The organism is Erysipelothrix aquatica (genome assembly GCF_009828825.1).
Lineage (GTDB): Bacteria > Bacillota_I > Bacilli_A > Erysipelotrichales > Erysipelotrichaceae > Erysipelothrix > Erysipelothrix aquatica_A.
On the sequence record NZ_WTTA01000001.1, the window covers coordinates 487,210 to 507,878 of the forward strand.

Genomic DNA, 20,669 nt, shown 5'->3' on the forward strand with positions numbered 1-20,669 from the left:
TCTCATTTCTTCTTGTCTATCTTAGTATTTACGTTGCAACTTGGCAATATAGAATCCATCACCCATTGTTTCCATTGGGTTCATGGTTTCATCGTGAAGCAACGTAAAGTTGTCATGATTCTCTAAAAACTCTTTAATTTGCTTTTCATTCTCTTTTCGATTCAGTGTACAGGTTGAATACATCAAGATACCTGATTCTTTCACCATCGGTGCAATGTGACGAAGCATGTCTTTTTGAAGACTCACCAGCGTATCTAAATCTTGCGGGTAAATATGATATCGTAAATCGTGTTTGTGCGAAAGAACGCCCAATCCTGAACATGGTGCATCAATAAGAATACGATCGTATTGTTCCTTAGCTTGATATTTAAGTACATCTTGTGTGTGAATTGTCGCAATTTGCACATTGGTTCGTTCCATCAATTGACGTGTGGATGTTGCCCGCGATTCATATAATTCTACGCCATCAATAACACCATTATTTTCCATAAGTGCGGCAATTTGTGTTGTTTTTGTTCCCGGACCACAGCAGCAATCAAGAACGCGCATACCTGGCTCCAACGCCATCCGTTTCACAACTTCTTGAGAATTAACATCTTGAATTAAAAGGTATCCCTCATCAAGGTAGTTTGTCTTAAATAATTCAGCCTTCGCAATCGTATGCCCTCGAAGTGTATCAAACACTGAAGGATCCAAAGTATCGATTGGTTTTAGAGTATTTAGGCGAACATACGCAGGTTTGATTTGTTGGCAGTAAATTGCGTAATCCAATGCAAATGCCTCTGAGTATTGTTTGCTTAAAAGTTTTAAAATCCATAATGGCATGCTGTACTGAATTGATGCTACTTGAAGCGTATCGCCTTCAATTGGTCGTTCACCTCGCTTCATAACATTTTTTAAAACAGCATTAACGACACCCGCATAGCGGAATTTTTTTATTTTTTTTGCTAGGTCAACTGACTCATTTACGATGGCATAATCGGGAATTTTATCCATTTTGAAAAACTGTGCCAGTCCCATTTTAATAATTAACTGAATCTCTTTCGGGAGTTTCTTATCAATTAAATCTTCGAATTGATAATCAAGATACAAACTATGTTGCAATGTTGTATACACAAGTGCACTTACAAACGCTTGATCTTCAGGTTTTAAATCTAATTCTTTTAACACAAGGTGAGCATGTCTATCCTTGAAGTAAACTTCAGATAGAACTTTGTAGGTTTCGGTTCTTCTCATCTTTATTCGAGCGTTAATGGATTAACATCAACACTCACTCCTGTTCTATTTATTTTCTTATACAACTCTAATGCTTGATGCGTTTTAGCAATCATAACATCGAGATCTTTTCCTTTTAATATTATACGGCTTCTGTGTCTACGATTCAAACGTCTTAACATGACTGGACCGATTTGTTGAATTTGTGGGTCTTCGACAAACGGGATGAATCCGTTTGCAGCTGCGAATGCTTTGTCCGCATCTTCATCACTAAATATTATTGAAATAAGGTAGCGATACGGTGGATAATTTGCGATTTGACGGTAGTTCATTTCAAATTTGAAAAAGTGCTTATATTTTTGGTGAATTGCTGTTTGTATTGCATAGTGGTCTGGATTGGCCGTTTGAATCATGACTTCCCCTGGATATTGGCCGCGCCCTGCACGTCCAGATGCTTGGAGTAACATTTCAAATGAAAGCTCTACAGCACGGTAATCTGTGTGAGCCAATGCAGTATCGGCATTAATAATCCCTACTAATGTCACATTTTCAATATCAAGACCTTTCGCAATCATTTGGGTTCCAACAAGAATATCTATTTCGTGATTCATAAAGGCATTAAGAATTCTTTCATGAGCATTTTTTTGACGGGTAGAATCTGCATCCATACGACCAATTCGAGCCTGTGGGAACAATGCTTGTAAATGCTCTTCCAAACGTTGTGTTCCAACGCCACTACCCACTATATTCTGATTTTCCTTCGTGTTCGTATTGTAATGTGCAGCGTATCCACACACATGACACTTCAAACTTGCTTCATCTTTATGATAGTTTAATGAGACATCGCAATTCGGGCATTGAATTACCTCATTATTGACATCTTTAAGTAAGGTCATATACCCGCGCCGATTCAATAGCAACATAATCTGTTGTTTTTTTTGTAGGCGATCATAGATCCCGTCGAGTAACGTCGGTGTTAGCAAATGTGATGCACGGTTTTTGAGTGCCTGACGCGTATCGATTACGGTTACTTTGGGAAAGGTCTGATTAACTCGTTCTGGTAGCTCTAAAAGTGTATAGACCCCTTTTAAAGCTCTCGCATAAGTCTCTAATGCTGGCGAAGCGCTCCCTAAGACCAAAGGACATTTGTGATACTTACTTCGGTGGATCGCAACATCACGAGTGTGGTAGTAAGGTGTATTTTCTTGTTTATAACTACTGTCATGTTCTTCATCCATTACGATTAACCCTAGATTCTGAAATGGCATGAAGACAGCTGATCGTGTACCAACAACAATATTGACTTCACCCCGTTTGACCCGCATGTACTGTTCATATTTTTCTTGGTCATTTAATGCGGAGTGATAAATCGCGACATCTTCACCAAAGCGCGTAGAAACACGATCAATCATCTGAGGTGTTAGCGAAATTTCAGGAACAAGAATTAATACTTGTTGTCCCTGACTCACAACATCATGTGCCAATTGTAAGTATATCTCAGTTTTTCCACTACCTGTTACACCATGTAGCAAGTAAGTGTGTGCATTGTTAAAGTGCACCTGCTTTAGGATATCTGATTGCGCATCTGTTAGTGCGTATTTAGCATCCTGCTGAACTATCGGCTTACTTTCGTAGATAACCTCTTGATCTTCGAGTGCAAGGATTCCTTTATCGATAAGTTTGCGGAAACCAGAATACATTTTTTGTGCTTCTTTTACAGGTATTGTTGTATCCGTACGAAATTGTTCTAGAAATTGTTTCTGAGTCGGGGTCAGTCCTTGAATATCCCCATGCAATCGCCGAACTACCCGCTGTGTTTTAATGCGTTTGGTATTCGATTTAGGACGTAATTTGTTGGGTAAAATTGTTTGAAGACAACGGATCATCGGAGCTATCGTTTGGTCTTTCATCCATTCTGCCAATTCAAAAAGTTCCTTATTTATTACCGGTTCGTCATCCAAAACTTCTATAATTTCAACAATCTCATAATCCATAGGAATTGGCGGATATACTTGATTCACGAAGCCGATAAGCTCACGGTTATTCATCAAAACCTTAACACGCATACCCGCTTTTACATCATGACTACCGCTTTGGTAGGTTAGCGTTTTGTTTCCTAAAAAACTATTTTCTATATAGACATCAAGATACATGCTCATCCTCCTATAAAGACTTAAAACAACTCCTAAAGAGTTGTTTCAATGTTTCGCTTAATAATTAGTGCAACAGAGTCTGCTGCGAGTTGTGGGTTCTCATTGCAAATAACGTATCGGTAGTGGTTCATAAGTTCCATTTCTTTACGTGCCTTATCCAATCGTTCTTGGATAACATCTTGTGACTCTGTTTGACGTCCTTCAATCCGTCGCTTTAATTCTTCCATACTTGGTGGTACTAAAAAGATACTTAAGGAATCTGGTACTTTATCAATAACTTGGCGTGCACCTTGTACTTCAATTTCTAAAAGTACATTTTTCCCAAGATCGCGTAAGCGGTCCACTTCTGCCATCAATGTACCATAGTAATTGCCAACAAACTCTGCATATTCCAACATTTCATCATTTTCAATTGCTTCTTTAAAACGTTCTTGACTCACAAAATAATAGTCTTTCCCGTCAATCTCACCGTTTCGCGGTTTACGCGTCGTCATTGAAATTGAAAATGCAAGATTCAGTTCTTCCTTTTCAAAAAAAATCTTTCGCACAGTTCCTTTACCGACACCGCTTGGACCCGAAAGAATAATGAGTAATCCTCGTTTCATAAACACCATCCTCTTAAATATTTTTATTATTATACCACAGCTTCTCTTAAAATGCTTTTAAACTCGCGTATTTTACAGTGATTCTACGACAATTTAACACATTGAATTTCATACTTTTGAAAGATACTCCAATTCTACAGTTATTCTGTGCTTTGCTTTCGACACGCATAGCGGTATGATATAATACTATCACTTGAGAGGTTGATACTATGGCTATAGATGGCGTTTTACTACATCGCATTGTTACTTTAATGGACGAATCGAGTCCAGTCAAAATTAATCGCATTACCCAACCGTCAAACCACGAGTTTTTAATTCATGGTTTTGCTGGTAAAAAAATGAATTTAATGATTTCAACACATCCGGTATTTAGCCGCGTTCAATGGACACAATCAAAACCTACAACGAACATTGACCAAACACACATGCTCACCTTGATGCGTAAGCATTTAGATGGTGGTATTATTACAAAAATTGAACAATATGGTTTTGACAGAATCATTGAAATACATGTTGAACACCGTGATGATATGGGCGTGATCCGTCCTTATCGGTTAATTATCGAGCTTCTTGGGAAATACGCAAACGTTATTATTGTGGATGATAATGGCATTATTGTGGACGCCCTCAAACGAATTTCTCCCTTTGAGAATACGTCACGGGCAGTTGTAAGTGGAAGCACTTATGATTACCCGCCACAATTTGACAAAAAGTCCTTCAAGGACTTAGCGACATATGATCCTGAGAGTGCATTACGAAACCAATTTAATGGTATTTCACCTTTACTTGAACGTGAGTTGACACATCGTCTAAAAACCGAAGATGCCGAATCTATCGTTCAAGAACTGATGACATCCACAATCCTTTATGTTTATGATAATGACTTTCACATCATCCCGTTAACACATCTCAATAAACCACATCAAGAATTTCCAATCATGGAAGGGTTGGATGCTTTCTTTCACGATTTACAAGAACAAGACCGGATTAAAGCACAAACAGGAGATTTGGTTAAACTCATTCGACGTGAACTTAAACGTAGCAAACAAAAGTTACCGCGATTGTACGAAGATGTCGAAAAGGCGTTAGACAGTGACCATCTACGCGAATATGGAGACCTACTCTTCGCATTCGCAAGCACACTTCCAAATGGGCAAAACGAGATTACGCTTGAAGATTTTAGTGGCAACACTGTCACGATCCCTTTAGACCCTCGTTACTCAGGGAAAGACAATGCACGTCTTTATTTCAAAAAATACCAAAAGGCAAAAACATCAATTCGTTATTTAGAAGAACAAATCAATAAGACTGAAGCCCGGATCCATTATTTTGAAGGGTTGCAAGTTCAAGTCGAACAAGCATCCGTCGAAGATGCACAGGAAATCCAAGAAGAATTAGTATCACAAGGTATTGTTCATCAACGACGCATTAAGCGACGTCAAACACAACAAAAGAAGAAAAAACCAAATTACACAACGATTGTGTATGACGATGAAACAACCATCTTTGTTGGTAAAAACAACATTCAAAATGATGCAATCACCTTTAAGCTTGCTCGAAAAGATGATATGTGGTTTCATGCTGCATATGACTTTGGTGCCCATGTTTTAATCAAAACGCCCGAATTGGACGAACAAAAGATTAGATTATGTGCTCACCTTGCAGCATATTTTTCCAAAAGCAGACTGGGTAGCTCCGTAGAGGTACACTATACCCAAGCCCGTAACATCAAAAAAATTCCAGGTGGTCAGTTAGGTCTCGTGAGTTTATCCACTCACAAAAGTATCTTTATAGATCCTGATAAAGAACTCATTGACCAATATATCAACAATTAGAAACCATTTCATAGCAAACAACGCCATGTTATAATATACATAGAGCAAGCAAAATGAAGGAGGCACGAAGAATGACACCATTATTACTGTATTTTTTTCCAGTTATCTCTGTCATCTTTATGTATTTCGTGATCAAACATCTCTATATCATGCGTTGTGATGTTCGAGAAATGAAAGTGATGATGCAAGAAGCATTTGATAAGCAATACCGTCCCCATAATGAGTTTGATGCACACACGCAAGAAAAAGAGTCGGAATAATCCGACTCTTTTTTATGTTTGAGAAATTAAGCCTACAACTGGGAAATGATCCGAATTATAACGCCCTTGTTCATTCACTGCGACAACAATATCACTGGCATGAATTGTCCACGAATCGTCCAAGAAAATGTAATCAATGCGTTCCATATCCATAACATCCTGTTGAGTATCAAAATCATTAAACGTTCCAAACTTCGAATCTTTCGCAACACTCTGGTACTTTGCTTCTAAAAGTTGAATCGGGGCTGCATCAGGTGTCAAGTTAAAATCGCCAGTGATGATTACAGGTAAATTATTGTCCATCAATGTCATTAAAACATATATTTGTTTTGCTTGTGCATCCGTTACAATATGGTCAATGTGACATGACGCAAATTGAAATACAATATCTGAATTCTTAATTCGAAATGTCGCAATAGTCGCGACACGATTGCAAGCTGAGTTTTCAAATTTACTTGGCACATCTGGTGTATCAGACAACCAATACGTTTTGTCCTCAAGGCATTCCAACGTTTGTTCATGAAAAAGAATGGGCGCTGCTTCACCTAAGCCATCAACTTCACGGGCCTGTCCAACAAGCCGATATTCTGGAATCTGTGCCAAATCATGATATTGCTTTGGGGTTACTTCTTGTAAACCAATGACATCATAAGCATCATTTTGCAAGGTTTCCATTAAGTACTGTGATCGATATTTCCAAGAATCAACACCATCATCGGCTAATAAACGAATATTATATGTTCCAACTTTCAACATTATAGTCTCCTAACGCCCCTTGCGTTCTTTAATTACATATTTATAGTCTGGCATTTGTTTTTCAACAATCGCATAGAAAGCTGCACTATGATTAAATTCTAAAATATGTGCACATTCATGCAACACGACATACTCAATGAAACGGTGATTTTCATGAAAAAGATACGTGTTAAAGGCTAACTCGCCACCACGGTTGCAGCGACCATGGATTCGCTTGTATTTTCTAATTTTATACTGTGGTACTTCGATTCCTAGCGCCAAGGCATAATGTGTGACCAAAACGTCAAGCTGCTTATCCAACAAATCTTTAAAGTAAAGAAGCACCGTACGTTCTAACCGATCCACACTCCATGATGTCGGATACCTTAATATTAACGTATCCTTCTCAAGTTGAATTTCAAATTTAGCGCTGGCGTGATACATGATTGGGTATGTCTTACCAAACACCTTTAACGACGGTTGTTCCCACGAAAATCCTGCAGGTTCATACGCATCTAGATGTTTCATAATCCAATGTTCTTTTTCTTTCACGAATGATTCAATCAATGGTTTTGGAGTTTGATGTGGTGCCCGTACAAATACTGCCCCATCTCTAACATATAACGCGAGTGTTTTCCTATTTGAGTATATAATTTCTATTTTCATACACTTATCATATCATGTTCGTTCTGAATTATTAACGAAATTAATAAGTCCAATTTTTTCATTGCATAAACGTGGTATAATACCTTAGGTGATAAAAATGAAAAATTCAGAGATATTTTATTTTGATGTAGATGGGACGCTCTTAGACAATAAGAGTCATACAATTCCCGAGTCTACAATTGAAGCTTTGAAGCAATTAAAGGCCGCTGGTTACAAAATAGCTTTATGTACAGGACGTAGCCTTTCTGGCGCATATGAGGTTGGTGTCGTTGATATGATGCCATGGGATGGGTTTGTTCTCGCAAATGGTTCACAAATCTTAGATGCTTCTTTAAATACTATTAAAGAAACACCACTTCCTATAGCATGGCTTCATGACTTACTTAAAGTCCATGATGGTCCATTTTTAATGGAAGGCGATACCCTCTTTTTAAGTAGTGAACCCAATCAACGTCTTGTTGATTCATTTGCACATTTTCACATTGATACTTACTACCCTGTACAAGCGTACAATGATGAAAAAATCTTCAATTTAATGTCGTATGCTTTTGACACAATTCCTGAAGCAATTCGCGAGGATATGTTCAAAGATACAATAACCGTTCTTGATCAACTTGGAAATACAGAAATTATGAGCATTGAATCCGGAAAACATAATGGAATTCAGCATCTAAATAAACATTTAAAGACAACACGTTACACAATGTTTGGTGATGGCGAAAATGATATGGATGCGCTCGCAGGTGCAACCTATTCTGTTGCTATGGGAAACGCAGTTGCTCACGTCCAAGAAAAAGCAAAATATGTGACCAAGCCGGTAAACGAAGATGGAATCTACCATGCCCTTAAAGCGCATGATGTCATTTAGGAGATACTATGAGTAAGAAAAAAAATGGATTAAGTGAACTAGAAGAATTATACCAATTTGGTATTATCAAAGATAAGAGACGCCGATTGATTTTAGTAATTCCCAACAAGCAAGAAGGCTATCACCTTCAAGCAGGAGATATGACTAAAGTTCGTTTGCTTGATGGACAATATATTTGGGCGGCTTTACTCTTTGTTTTAGGGATTGGACTTTTAAAACTTCCATTAATTGCCGTGACTGTATTTGCCGTTGCCGTAATTGTTGGATTTGAAGTGTTTAAACGATTTGTCTTCCTTAAAGATAAACAAATCATCAAAATTTCAGATACTGACTATGCTAAACTTGAATCCGAAGAAGCACTCCGTGCACTCAAGTCAGATCGCTTTATGGATTTCATCTTGCCAATTTTTGTTGCTCTTGTCTTAATTTCAAGACAATTCGAAGTCGGGGGCTACCAAGGTATTGAAGCTACAGTCTTTAGTTTCCTCATCGCATTATCAGCAGGATTCTTTGCTTACAACTTCTTTAACTGGTTGAAGATTCTCAAAAAACTTAAAGCATTCAAAAGGAAATAAGCATATAGCACATTGAGAGATGTGCTTTTTTTTAATAAAAAGCGATATCGAGCAGGATATCGCTTTTCGTCGTTCAGCGTAATCAGAAAGTGAGGACTGATTACTGGTTTATTCTACAGTTACTGATTTTGCAAGATTTCGAGGTTTATCAACATCAAGACCTTTCAAGTCACTGATCATATAGGCAATAACTTGCAAGGGAATGATTGCCACAAATGGTGCGACCATCGCCGGAACATTTGGAATGATAATAATTGAGTCCTCTGGATCCAAGCGATACGCCTCCTTTTCAGTAATAACGCAGAGAATTTGACCATCGCGTGCCTTTATCTCCTGAATGTTACTGATTGTTTTTTCGATTAAATGCGATTGCGTTGCAACTGCAACCGTTAATATTTGGTCATCTATAAGGGCAAGGCTGCCGTGTTTGAGTTCACCCGCTGCATAAGCCTCGCTATGAATATATGTAATCTCTTTAAGTTTCAAAGATCCTTCGACTGCTAAGGCACTATCCAAACCTCTACCCACATAAAAGGCACTATTTAGATTTATATACGGTTGGACGATTGCCTCAATATCGTTTCTATGTTGAATCATTGTGTCCATAGCATCTAACATTGTATTCACATCTGTCATGTTGATTGATGTTTGGGATAACTTGTGTGCGAGTAAATAGAAACATGTTATCTGGCTCATATATGCTTTGGTACTCGCAACTGAGCGTTCGATACCAGCTTTTGTTAATATCAATGCATCAACATCACGCGCAATGGATGAACCATCTACATTAACGATTCCCAGTGTTCTAATATTTTTAGATTTAGCCAAATCTAAACATGCTAGTGTATCCGCAGTTTCTCCCGATTGACTTACAACGATTACCAAGTCTTGGGGATTTAGAATTGGATTGCGATAACGAAATTCACTTGCGACATCAACATTTACTGATTTGCGAGCAAGCGTCTCAATCCAGTGCTTACCGACTAAACCTGCATGCATTGCAGTACCACAAGCAACGATATGAATCGTTTCAATGTCTTCAAAAAATAGGTCATCAATTCCATCTGTTTCAAAAGTTACAAATCCATCTTGAATACGATTTTGTAAGGACCGCCTCACAACACTTGGCTGTTCAATAATTTCCTTCATCATAAAGAATTTTTCGCCTTGCAGGCCGACTTCGTCAATATTCCATGACGCATGTTGAACATCAAATTGCTTCTCTTCACCACTGTTAACATCAAAAATTTCGAGCTTATTTGATGATACCATCGCAATGCTCGATTCATCCAATAAAACAAAATCTCGAGTATAGTCCAAAATTGGTGTCATATCAGAAGCAATAAAATGCTCTTGATTGCCAATCCCAATGAGGAGTGGACTCCCCTTTCGAATTGCATAGATTGTGTTCGATACATCTGCAAACATTACTGCAATTGCATATGAACCCTCAATACGCTTAAGAAACGCTTGAATCGTCTGTAATGGATGTTTGATCGTCGCATACATACTATCTAAAAGCTTAGCTGCCACTTCGGTATCTGTTTCAGATTCAAAATGGTACCCTTCGTTAATTAATTCTTCTCTTATTGATTGGTAGTTTTCAATTATTCCGTTATGAACCAATGTCACCAATTTACCACGGTGTGGATGTGCATTGTGCTGCGTTGGTTTTCCATGAGTTGCCCATCGCGTATGTGCAATTCCTACGCAAGGTTGAAGCAATTGAACCGATCGACTGGGTTCAATAATGTTTGCTACACGGCCCAGTACTTTGACCGTGCTAAAATCAGTATCCGTTGCAACAGCAAGACCTACAGAATCGTAACCACGATACTCCAAATGAGACAAGCCCGCAATTAAAACATCGACTGCATTTCGTGCGCCGACATATCCTACAATTCCACACATAAAAAATCTCCTTCGATTATGATTATATTTAAGTTCTAATGTCGTTGATCGTATTATTATGATTAAATCAACATTGTAATGGTTAATAAGGGTTTTGTGTCTTTGTCCTTATCTAACGGTCCATTAACCGAAGAGGCATCCGCCGATATTCGATACTCCTCTTTCCTCGTCACTCTTCTTTGAGCCGGGCGCTATAATTATTGTCTTTTTTATCTCCTTTCATTAGGGTAAAAGAATATCACATGCACTTTCAAAGCACAATAAATTGGTAAAAGTTTTCAATTTTTTTCAAAATTATGTCCCTATTTAGTGGCGCATCATAGTAGAATTATTATTTTTTATTGATTGAATGTATAGTTTTAAATATTTTTTTCAAAACAAAAAGACCGACTTATGTCGGCCTTTCGGTGTTCTTAATTTAGTAATTCAGCTGCATTGACTACGGATAATACAAACTCACCATCTTCAACATCAACGACTATGGTTGCATGTGGTGCAACATCTTGTTCAATTAGTAAATAAGCGATACGTGTTTCGATTTCACGTTGAATAAAACGTTTCATTGGTCGCGCACCGTAAGTTACATCACTTCCTTGTTCAACGATAGCATTGATAGCTTCCGAAGTTACATCTAAGTTAATATCACGACGTTGAATTCGAAGTGCTAATTCGTGAACAAATTTAATTGCAATGTCACGTAAGACCGCATCATTCAATGCATTAAAGACAATAATCTCGTCAATACGGTTGATGAACTCTGGTTTGAAGTGACTTTGAACTGCTTGCATATAATTGTTGTTGCGGATTGATGTATCCTTTTCAAATGCAAACTGACTTCCTAAGTTTGAGGTCATAATAATAATTGTGTTTTTAAAGTCTACTGTAACACCTTTACTATCTGTGATTCGACCATCGTCAAGAATCTGTAATAAGACATTGAATACATCTGGATGCGCCTTTTCAATTTCATCCAAGAGCACGATTGAGTAAGGATGACGACGGACTTGTTCCGTTAATTGTCCTCCTTGTTCATAGCCAACATATCCTGGAGGCGCACCAATTAAACGCGCCACACTGTGTTTTTCCATGTACTCACTCATATCAATCCGTATGATTTGGTTTCGATCATCAAACAACTGTTCAGCAAGGACACGGGCAACTTCAGTTTTACCAACACCTGTTGGTCCCAAGAACATAAAGGATCCTAAAGGACGGTTCTCATCTTGGATTTGTGCTTTCGATCGCAGTATCGCATCCGTTACAATTTGTAATGCATCATCTTGACCCTTAACAGATTTTTGAAGCTCAGCTTTGAGATTCAAGAGTTTTTCTCGTTCTGATGCTACAAGTTTGGTAATGTTGATACCTGTCCATTTCGAAATAATTTCAGCAATTAATTCTTCAGTAACGACCTCTTGAATCATACCACCTTCTTTTTCAAGATCACTGTCCACTTGGATTTGTTTCTCCAAAGCAGGAATCGTTTCATATTGAAGGCGAGCAGCATCTTCATACCGTGCTTCATTTTGAGCACGTTCGTAATCTAATTTTGCTTTCTCAAGTTCCTCTTTAGCATCTTTTATACCATCGACAGCTTGTTTTTCTTTTTCCCATTGTGCAAATAGAATATCATGTTCTTCTTTTAGATTACTGAGCTCCTCGACTATTTCATCTAAGCGATCAAGTGCCCGATCATCCGTTTCATCTTTCAATGAGATCTCTTCAATTTCAAGCTGACGGATACGGCGTGTTAACTCATCCAATGCTTCAGGCATTGATTCCATCTCAACTCGAATCGAAGCACTCGCTTCATCAATCAAGTCAATTGCTTTATCCGGTAAGAATCTGTCAGTAATATATCGATCTGATAATTTCGCTGCGGCGACAATCGCTTCGTCTAATATGGTAACACCATGGTGAGATTCAAAACGATCTTTAAGTCCACGTAGGATGGAAATGGTGTCGTCTACAGTTGGCTCTAAAACTGTAACGCGTTGGAAACGACGCTCTAGTGCAGCATCTTTTTCAATGTTTTGACGGTATTCATTAAAGGTGGTTGCTCCAATCAAATGAAGTTCACCACGCGCAAGCATCGGTTTTAATAAGTTTGCAGCATCCATGGATCCTTCTGTCTTACCTGCACCAACAAGATTATGAATCTCATCAATAAAGAGGATGATATTTCCATCTGCTTTTTCAACTTCTTCAAGCACCGCTTTGAGTCGCTCTTCAAACTCACCGCGATATTTTGCACCGGCAATTAGAGATCCCATATCCAGTTCGATAAGTTGCTTGTTTTTCAAACTGTACGGAACATCACCGCGCATAATACGCCATGCTAAACCTTCCGCAATCGCTGTTTTACCAACCCCAGGTTCACCGATTAAAATTGGATTATTCTTTGTTTTTCGACTCAAGATTTGGATTACGCGACGAATTTCATCATCACGACCAATGATTGGATCGACTTTACCGTCACGAACATCTTTAACGAGATCGCGACCATATTTTAATAGTGCATCGATGTTATTTTCTGCTTGCGGTGAATCAATAGTTCGTCCACCGCGATGCTCAAGCATCACTTTCTCAACTTCATTGTAAGGCAATAAGTTTTTATAGACTGATTCTAACTCCACAATGGCTAAGAAAATTGCATACAAGGATACATAAACATCGCCTTGTTTCTTTGACCATTCCGTTGCTTTCATCATCATCTGTCCAAATTCATTACTTGCACCAAGCTGAGCTCCTTGAACCTTTGGCAAACGCGATAATGCCTCTTCGGTTATATTGGATAACGCAGCTTTCTCGACATTGCTCTCCATAAGAATAATGTCTAGGTCATTGGTGTTTAAGATTGCTTTCATCACATGAAGTGGTGTCAGCGAACTATGACCCATTGCGGTTGCGTAGTTAACAGCCTCCATAATGGCTTGTTGAGATTTTTCAGTTAAGTTATCGTTGTTCATTGCTTTACCTCCTTTATGATTTAGCAATTAAACCCTATGAGTGCTAATTGATAGTTTAAAGAAAAGTGATTTGCATCACTTGAACGCGTTTTTAAAACGGTCAAAGACGCTCTCACCTTTTTCTTCTCTTAGTGTTTCATAAGTTTCACGTTCTTGACGTGAAAGTTTTGTTGGGACTTCCAATTTAACTTCTACGAATTGGTCTCCCATTCGTGAGGAACGTAAATCTTTAATTCCCTTATCACGCATTCTAAATTTCGTGTTTGGTTGGGTACCAGCAGGAATTGTAAGCGTCACATCGCCATGAACTGTTGGAACATCAATTTCAGTTCCCAAGGCAGCATCAACTACTGACAGTGGGATTTGAATGTGGATGTTGTTACCATCACGTTTGAAGTGTTTATGCGGTTTTACACCAATCTCTACGAAGAGATCACCATTAGGACCACCATTTAAACCACGTTCTCCTTTACCAGAGACGCGAAGTTGTTGCCCTGATGCAATACCTGCAGGAATTTTAATATCAACGTTTACACGTTTGCTATTGAATCCTTTACCACCACATTCTTTACAGAATTTCGTGATTGTTTTACCCGTTCCACCACAATCTGGACATGTTGTCGCAGTTTGGAATGTACCAAACGGTGTTCGTTGTTGTGTAACGGTTTGACCGGTTCCATTACAACGGGAACATGTTTTAATATCTTCTTTTGAATGGGCGCCTGTTCCGTGACATACATGACATTGTTCATCAACGTTTAGAGTAACTGTTTTCTCTACTCCAAAAACAGATTCCATAAAGTCAATGTTCATACTCATGAAGCGATCTTGACCTTTTTGTGGCGCATTTGGATCGGCACGGCGTGTACCACCGCCACCGAATCCGCCACCAAAGAAGGAACTAAAGATATCGCCAAAGTCATCGAAGCCTGCAGCACCACCGCCACCAAATCCAGCGTTTTGATCAAATGCAGCATGACCGAATTGGTCATAATTCGCACGTTTAGAACTATCAGAAAGAATATCATATGCTTCCTGAACTTCTTTAAATTGTACTTCTGCTCCATCTTCTTTATTGACATCTGGATGATACTTTTTCGCAAGCTGACGATAGGCCTTTTTAATTTCTTGATCAGATGCACCTTTCGATACACCCAAGACTTCATAATAATCGCGTTTAGCCATATCTAACCTCCGTATTCAAATTCATTAATTTTTTTCTTCAAATTCAGCATCAACGACTGTTTCATCAGTTTCAGGTTGTGCTTCACCTGCTTGTTGTGCTTGTTGCTCATACATTGCTTGTGACATTGCTTGAGCAGCTTGTTCGAGCGCATCAAGTTTTTCACGTAATGTATCCGTGTCATTTTCATCTAATGCTGATTGTAATTCATCACGTAGTTTCTTAACTTCTTCTTTTTGTGCCTCATCAACGTTTGCATCTTCATTTTCTAATGTTTGATCAATTTGGTTGATAAATTGTTCGGCACGATTTTTGAGCTCTGCTTCTTCACGAAGTTTAGCATCTGCTTCAGCATTTTCTTCAGCTTCACGAACCATACGATCGATTTCTTCATCGCTTAATCCTGAACTGTTTGAAATTGTGATCGATTGTTTTTGGTTAGTACCTTTATCAAGTGCTGACACGTTAACAATACCGTTAACATCAATATCAAATGTAACTTCGATTTGAGGAACACCACGACGTGCTGGTGCAATACCATCAAGTTTAAATAAACCAAGTGATTTATTATCTTTCGCCATTGGACGCTCACCTTGTAAGACATTAATATCTACCGCTGGTTGATTATCCGCATAGGTTGAGAAGACTTGTGATTTCGATGTTGGAATCGTTGTGTTACGTTCGATCATTGCAGTCATAACACCACCTGCAGTTTCGATACCTAAAGATAATGGCGTTACGTCTAATAGTAAGACGTCTTTTACATCACCTGAGATAACACCACCTTGAATAGCTGCTCCCATAGCAACAACTTCATCAGGGTTTACTGATTTGTTTGGTTCTTTGCCAAGTTCTGATTTAACAGCTTCAACGACAGCTGGAATACGTGTTGATCCACCTACCAAGAGAACTTGATGAATGTCATTTCGTGTTAATCCTGCATCTTTCAATGCTTGACGTACAGGAATCATTGTGCGTTCCACTAAGTGTTTTGTCATTTCTTCAAATTTAGCACGTGATAATGTTGTTTCTAAATGGAGTGGTCCTGCTTCACCAGCTGAGATAAATGGTAATGAAATTTGTGCATTTACAGTTGATGATAAGTCTTTTTTCGCTTTTTCAGCTGCTTCTTTGAGACGTTGCATTGCCATTTTATCATTTGAAAGATCAATGCCATTTTCTTTTTTGAAAAGTGCTACTAAATGATCAACGATAATGTGGTCAAAATCATCTCCACCAAGTTTGTTATCACCTGCAGTTGATAATACTTCGAAAGTTCCATCTGCTAATTCTAAGATTGAAACGTCAAAGGTACCACCACCTAAGTCAAAGACTAATACTTTTTGTTCGATATCTGTTTTATCGATACCAAATGCTAATGCTGCAGCTGTTGGTTCGTTAATGATACGTTCTACTTCTAAGCCAGCAATACGTCCCGCATCTTTTGTCGCTTGACGTTGAGCATCATTGAAGTATGCTGGTACTGTAATAACAGCTTTTGTTACTTTTTCTCCAAGATAATCTTCTGCATATGATTTAATGTATGACAAGATCATTGCTGAGATTTCTTCAGGTGTATAGTCTTTACCTTCAAGATGTACTTTTTCACCTGTACCGATTAAACGTTTAACGGATACTGCTGAGTTTGGGTTCGTTACAACTTGACGTTTTGCAGCATCCCCAACGATACGCTCTCCGTTTTTAAAACTTACGACTGAAGGCGTTGTACGATTTCCTTCTGGGTTTGTAATAACTTTAGCTTCGCCGCCTTCCATGACAGCTACAGCTGAGTTTGTTGTTCCTAAGTCAATTCCAATTACTTTACTCATAATTTATATTCTCCTTTACTGACTCACTTTTACAAGACTCGCACGTAAAATGCGATCTTTTAACATATAACCTTTTTGTAATTCCATAACGACGGTGTTCGGTTCAACACCTTCGACTTCTTCCATCATCATCGCCTGATGAATATTTGGATCAAAGGGTTGGTTCAATGCTTCGATTGGTTCAACACCCTCTGCTTGCAATGAAGCCATGAGTTGATCATAAATCATTTTCACACCTTCACGGAAGGCTTCATCACTTGTATCTTGACTCAAAGCGCGCTCCAAGTTATCAATCACTGGGAGGACACTCAACGCAAAACTTTGAATACGATACTTGCGTGTTTGTTCATGTTCGCGTTGTAATCGTTTCTTCAAATTTTCTGTGTCTGCAAACGTTTTAAGATAATCATTTTTTAATGTTTCGATTTCAAGCAACAATGCTTCATTGATTTCTTCTAACGTTGGCTCTTCTGTTGCCTCTTCTACTTTTTCAGCAACTACAGCTTCTGTTTCTAAATTTTCTTCATTTACTGTTTCATTCTTCGTTTCGTTCATTTGGACCACCTTTCCCATACACTTCATTTACCAATTCTGAGACGTAATCAATGAGCGACACGACTCTGCCGTATTCCATACGGTTTGGACCAACTACCATCAACTGGTGTTCAGAATCATCACCAAGTTTTAAGGTGCTTGATACAACCGCCATATCATCGACCCACATTAATTCACTATGCGTTCCTTTTTGGAGTCGAATATTCTCGTGATTAATTGAGAGTTCTTGCCACATTTGACTGTTTTCCAACATGGCCATGAGCTGTCTCAATTTCTCAATATTTGAGAACTCTGGTTGGTAGAGCATATTATGTTCACCACTTAAGTAAACCTCACTTTGGGCAAACTTCACAAACGCACCTACAAAGGCCTCAAAGAGCACCTCATATTGGTGTAACTTCGCAGCTAGCAAAGGACGAATGCTTTCCATTTTTTCAACGACATCACCCAAACGTGAACCTTTTAAGCGCTCGTTAAGGATAATTGTGCATTGTTCGATATCTTCAATACTAACTTGTTGTTCAAAATTAAAGATTCGATTCTCTGCATGTCCAGTCTCTGTAACAAAGACTGCCATCGCTGATAATTCATTCAACGGAATTAGCTGAACACTTTTCAGAATTTCAGCTTCTGCACTAGGACCTAACACAACAGCTGTTAAGTTGGTCATATGTGAGATAATATCACTACTTTGACGAATGGCTTCATCGATATCTAAACGACGGTCAGAAAAGACTTGGGCAATCGCATGCTCAACGCTGGCATTCTCTTGGTCTTCCATGAGATGTTCAACGTAGAAACGATAACCTTTTGTCGAAGGAACTCTTCCAGACGATGTATGTGTCTTTTCAATAAGTCCCATTTTTTCTAGATCTGACATTTCATTGCGTATCGTCGCAGACGAGTATGGTAAGTTGAATTTATCAATCAGTGTATTCGAACCAATTGGCTCTGCTGAGTTAATAAATTCCGTAACAATCGCTTTAAATATTTCTACTTTACGCGGTGTTAGCATATTATTTCTCGCCTCCTAAACACACATTTCTGTGCCTGTTATTATTATAGTACACGAGTTTAGCAGTGTCAACGCCAAAGTGCTAAAACTTCCTTTTTTTTGTGTGAAATCATGATGATAAGAATTATTGTGAGCAAGTTAGTTGAAAAGTGGACTATTTTTGAATTACACTACTTACATAGTTCGTGATACAAAAACTAACAGGAGGTACACACTATGAATATCGGAGTTATTTTAGGAAGCGTTCGCGAAGGACGCAATGGCGAAGCCGTAGGAAAATGGGTAATGGATTATGCTGCAACTCGTTCTGACGAAAATGTTACATATGAACTCGTTGACCTTAAAGATTATGACCTACCACTTTTAGGAACACAACCCACAGAAGCTCAGGGACAAGCAATCCAAAATTGGTCATCAAAGATCGCTTCATTCGACGGATATGTTATTATTACTGCAGAATACAATCGTGCAGTTCCTGGAGCATTAAAAAATGCACTTGACTATTTACATCCAGAAGTACACAATAAACCAGTCGGATATGTTGCTTATGGCGGACTCGGCGGATTATCTGCAATTCAGACACTTCGCTTAGTCGCAGCTGAACAAGAAATGGCTTCAGTACGAACAATGGTAACATTCTCATTAATGGCTGACTTTGAAAACATGTCAGTGTTTAAACCACATGACTACCATGCTGTTAATGCTGAGAAAATGTTTGATCAAGTCCTTCTTTGGGCTAAAGCTTTTAAGGCCATACGTTAATTATAAAATAAGGGGGTAATTATGGACACCAACGATCTTTCTATTATTTATGATAAATTACTTGTCATTCACCAAATGATGAATAATAACTTAAACGAGCAGGCAAGATTATTGGGCTACAATACCTCAGAGTACCTTGTGCTGATGGATCTTGCAGTTCACCCTGATACAGATTTAACCAGTCTCTACAGTCGCTTAGGCATGAAGAAAAGTGCTGTTTCCAAAATTGTACAAAATCTTGTAGAGCGGGATATAATCACACGTCAGGAAGATCTTGACGATAAACGCAAAGTTCATCTCGCGTTATCCGAGAGTATCGCAAATACAATTTGCAAACACAGTGCGGTCAAACAAGCTTTTGCAGGCATTGAACAAAAACCATGTGACCTTGCAAATATTCAAAATGCATTGGATGACGTCATTGCGATGCTAGACTCGAAAAATCAAACACTTTAAACCTCTTCTTATCAAGAGGTTTTTTATATACAAAAAAAAAAAAACACTATGTTGGGGACACAGTGTTTTTTTCATATTTTTGGGGAAAGAATATGTGTATGCATGTTATTTCTGATAGGAGAAGAAATATTCATACTTAGTAAGACGTATTATCTCTTACATCTACGAGTATACACATGCAATGTGTTAGTAAAACGATAGCACAATGTTAGATTATGTGAGTGGCAATTGTTTCATTGCCTCATCATACGCTTCACGGATTTTTTGAATTGATACATGAGTATAAATTTGAGTTGTACTCAACGATTCATGTCCGAGTAATTCTTGTACAACACGAAGGCTTGCACCATTATCCAATAAATGGGTCGCAAAACTATGTCTTAGCATATGGGGATGGACTTTTTTCCGCAGTCCTGCTTTCTCCCCTTGTTTTTCGAGAATGTACTGGATACCCCGAGGTGTTAAAGGTTTCCCCGAATTATTTACAAAGAGCTGTTCAACATTGTCATGAACAAAAGTCGATCTATAAAACTCTATATATCGACTTAGCTTTGGCACAAGTTCTGGATAGATAAACAAGATACGCTCTTTGTTACCTTTACCAATAACACGAATTGTTCGTGCCCCTAAATCAAGATCTGATATACGAAGATCGACCGCTTCACTGACGCGTAACCCAGCTGCATACATAACTTCAATAATCATTTGATTTCGGACACCTAAACCATCGTTCTCGCAACTCAAAAGTAATTTCTCAATTTCATCATACATCAGAAAGTCTGGCAACTTACGACTTCTTGATTTAACTTTAATTAGTGTAAACGGATTGTTTAAAGCACCATAGTTAAGTTGTAAGAATTTTAAAAATGAACGCAGGCTTGAAACCTTTCGCGCAACACTTGCTGATGAAAGACCACCTTCGTATAGTTCACTCAGAAATCCATACGCAACTTCTTGGGGTAAATTTAGTACATCGTAATCTGAACCGATAAATTCTAAAAATTGAGACACATCACGGTGATAGGCATCCGTCGTATGATCCGAAGATGTGTTTGTCAGCGCAATGTGTCTCAAAAA

At 38.4% G+C, this 20,669-nt stretch carries 18 protein-coding genes; 6 read left to right on the plus strand and 12 right to left on the minus strand.

Translation table 11 applies throughout. The features are described 5' to 3' along the window. Positions 1-21: 21 nt before the first annotated feature. From GVV22_RS02400 to gmk, 3 genes are read right to left on the minus strand one after another with little or no spacing between them, the layout of a single operon-like run. Positions 22-1,236, minus strand: coding sequence for a transcription antitermination factor NusB (locus tag GVV22_RS02400; RefSeq protein WP_159648584.1), 1,215 nt, complete (start codon positions 1,234-1,236; stop codon positions 22-24). A 2-nt stretch (positions 1,237-1,238) separates the two neighbouring features. Beyond that, the gene (gene priA, locus GVV22_RS02405; RefSeq protein ID WP_159648585.1) at positions 1,239-3,368 is read right to left on the minus strand and encodes a replication restart helicase PriA; all 2,130 of its coding nucleotides are present in this window, start codon (positions 3,366-3,368) and stop codon (positions 1,239-1,241) included. 32 nt (positions 3,369-3,400) lie between these two features. Then, entirely contained in the window at positions 3,401-3,973 is a 573-nt protein-coding gene (gmk, locus tag GVV22_RS02410; protein ID WP_159638740.1) for a guanylate kinase, read from the minus strand. A 209-nt stretch (positions 3,974-4,182) separates the two neighbouring features. Here gmk and GVV22_RS02415 point away from each other — a divergent pair, with 209 nt between their 5' ends. Continuing rightward, positions 4,183-5,808: an Rqc2 family fibronectin-binding protein gene (locus GVV22_RS02415; protein ID WP_159648586.1), complete on the plus strand. Its 1,626-nt coding sequence runs from the start codon at positions 4,183-4,185 to the stop codon at positions 5,806-5,808. A 71-nt stretch (positions 5,809-5,879) separates the two neighbouring features. Beyond that, entirely contained in the window at positions 5,880-6,068 is a 189-nt protein-coding gene (locus GVV22_RS02420; protein WP_159648587.1) for a hypothetical protein, read from the plus strand. Between the two features lie 12 nt (positions 6,069-6,080). Here GVV22_RS02420 and GVV22_RS02425 read toward each other — a convergent pair whose 3' ends face one another. Both GVV22_RS02425 and GVV22_RS02430 read right to left on the minus strand, forming a co-directional pair. After that, entirely contained in the window at positions 6,081-6,824 is a 744-nt protein-coding gene (locus GVV22_RS02425; protein ID WP_159648588.1) for an endonuclease/exonuclease/phosphatase family protein, read from the minus strand. 9 nt (positions 6,825-6,833) lie between these two features. After that, on the minus strand, positions 6,834-7,469 hold the full coding sequence (locus GVV22_RS02430; RefSeq protein ID WP_159648589.1) for a M48 family metallopeptidase: 636 nt from the start codon (positions 7,467-7,469) through the stop codon (positions 6,834-6,836). 97 nt (positions 7,470-7,566) lie between these two features. Between GVV22_RS02430 and GVV22_RS02435 the strand changes: the two genes are divergently transcribed. Further along, the gene (locus GVV22_RS02435) at positions 7,567-8,337 is read left to right on the plus strand and encodes an HAD-IIB family hydrolase (RefSeq protein ID WP_159648590.1); all 771 of its coding nucleotides are present in this window, start codon (positions 7,567-7,569) and stop codon (positions 8,335-8,337) included. A gap of 8 nt (positions 8,338-8,345) precedes the next feature. Next, positions 8,346-8,912 (plus strand): hypothetical protein, encoded by a 567-nt coding sequence (locus GVV22_RS02440; RefSeq protein ID WP_159648591.1) that lies wholly within the window; start codon positions 8,346-8,348, stop codon positions 8,910-8,912. Positions 8,913-9,020: 108 nt separating this feature from the next. Here GVV22_RS02440 and glmS read toward each other — a convergent pair whose 3' ends face one another. From glmS to hrcA, 6 genes are all read right to left on the minus strand, one after another. Continuing rightward, positions 9,021-10,823, minus strand: coding sequence for a glutamine--fructose-6-phosphate transaminase (isomerizing) (gene glmS / locus GVV22_RS02445; protein ID WP_159648592.1), 1,803 nt, complete (start codon positions 10,821-10,823; stop codon positions 9,021-9,023). A gap of 413 nt (positions 10,824-11,236) precedes the next feature. Next, positions 11,237-13,792: an ATP-dependent Clp protease ATP-binding subunit gene (locus tag GVV22_RS02450; RefSeq protein WP_159648593.1), complete on the minus strand. Its 2,556-nt coding sequence runs from the start codon at positions 13,790-13,792 to the stop codon at positions 11,237-11,239. A gap of 75 nt (positions 13,793-13,867) precedes the next feature. Further along, positions 13,868-14,977, minus strand: coding sequence for a molecular chaperone DnaJ (gene dnaJ, locus GVV22_RS02455; RefSeq protein ID WP_159648594.1), 1,110 nt, complete (start codon positions 14,975-14,977; stop codon positions 13,868-13,870). A gap of 24 nt (positions 14,978-15,001) precedes the next feature. Continuing rightward, positions 15,002-16,804 carry a molecular chaperone DnaK gene (dnaK, locus tag GVV22_RS02460; protein ID WP_159648595.1) on the minus strand — a complete coding sequence of 601 codons (1,803 nt, stop codon included), beginning with the start codon at positions 16,802-16,804 and terminating at the stop codon, positions 15,002-15,004. Positions 16,805-16,819: 15 nt separating this feature from the next. Beyond that, positions 16,820-17,359: a nucleotide exchange factor GrpE gene (gene grpE / locus GVV22_RS02465; RefSeq protein WP_159648596.1), complete on the minus strand. Its 540-nt coding sequence runs from the start codon at positions 17,357-17,359 to the stop codon at positions 16,820-16,822. After that, positions 17,340-18,374 (minus strand): heat-inducible transcriptional repressor HrcA, encoded by a 1,035-nt coding sequence (hrcA, locus tag GVV22_RS02470; protein WP_159638764.1) that lies wholly within the window; start codon positions 18,372-18,374, stop codon positions 17,340-17,342. Before hrcA ends, grpE begins: the two co-directional genes overlap by 20 nt. A gap of 216 nt (positions 18,375-18,590) precedes the next feature. Here hrcA and GVV22_RS02475 point away from each other — a divergent pair, with 216 nt between their 5' ends. After that, on the plus strand, positions 18,591-19,136 hold the full coding sequence (locus GVV22_RS02475) for an NADPH-dependent FMN reductase (protein WP_159648597.1): 546 nt from the start codon (positions 18,591-18,593) through the stop codon (positions 19,134-19,136). Between the two features lie 21 nt (positions 19,137-19,157). Next, positions 19,158-19,592, plus strand: a complete 435-nt coding sequence (locus GVV22_RS02480) for a MarR family winged helix-turn-helix transcriptional regulator (RefSeq protein WP_159640199.1) — start codon at positions 19,158-19,160, stop codon at positions 19,590-19,592. A 213-nt stretch (positions 19,593-19,805) separates the two neighbouring features. Here the strand turns inward: GVV22_RS02480 and xerA are convergent, their stop codons facing one another. Then, positions 19,806-20,666, minus strand: coding sequence for a site-specific tyrosine recombinase/integron integrase (xerA, locus tag GVV22_RS02485; RefSeq protein ID WP_236261908.1), 861 nt, complete (start codon positions 20,664-20,666; stop codon positions 19,806-19,808). Between the last annotated feature and the right edge of the window lie 3 nt (positions 20,667-20,669).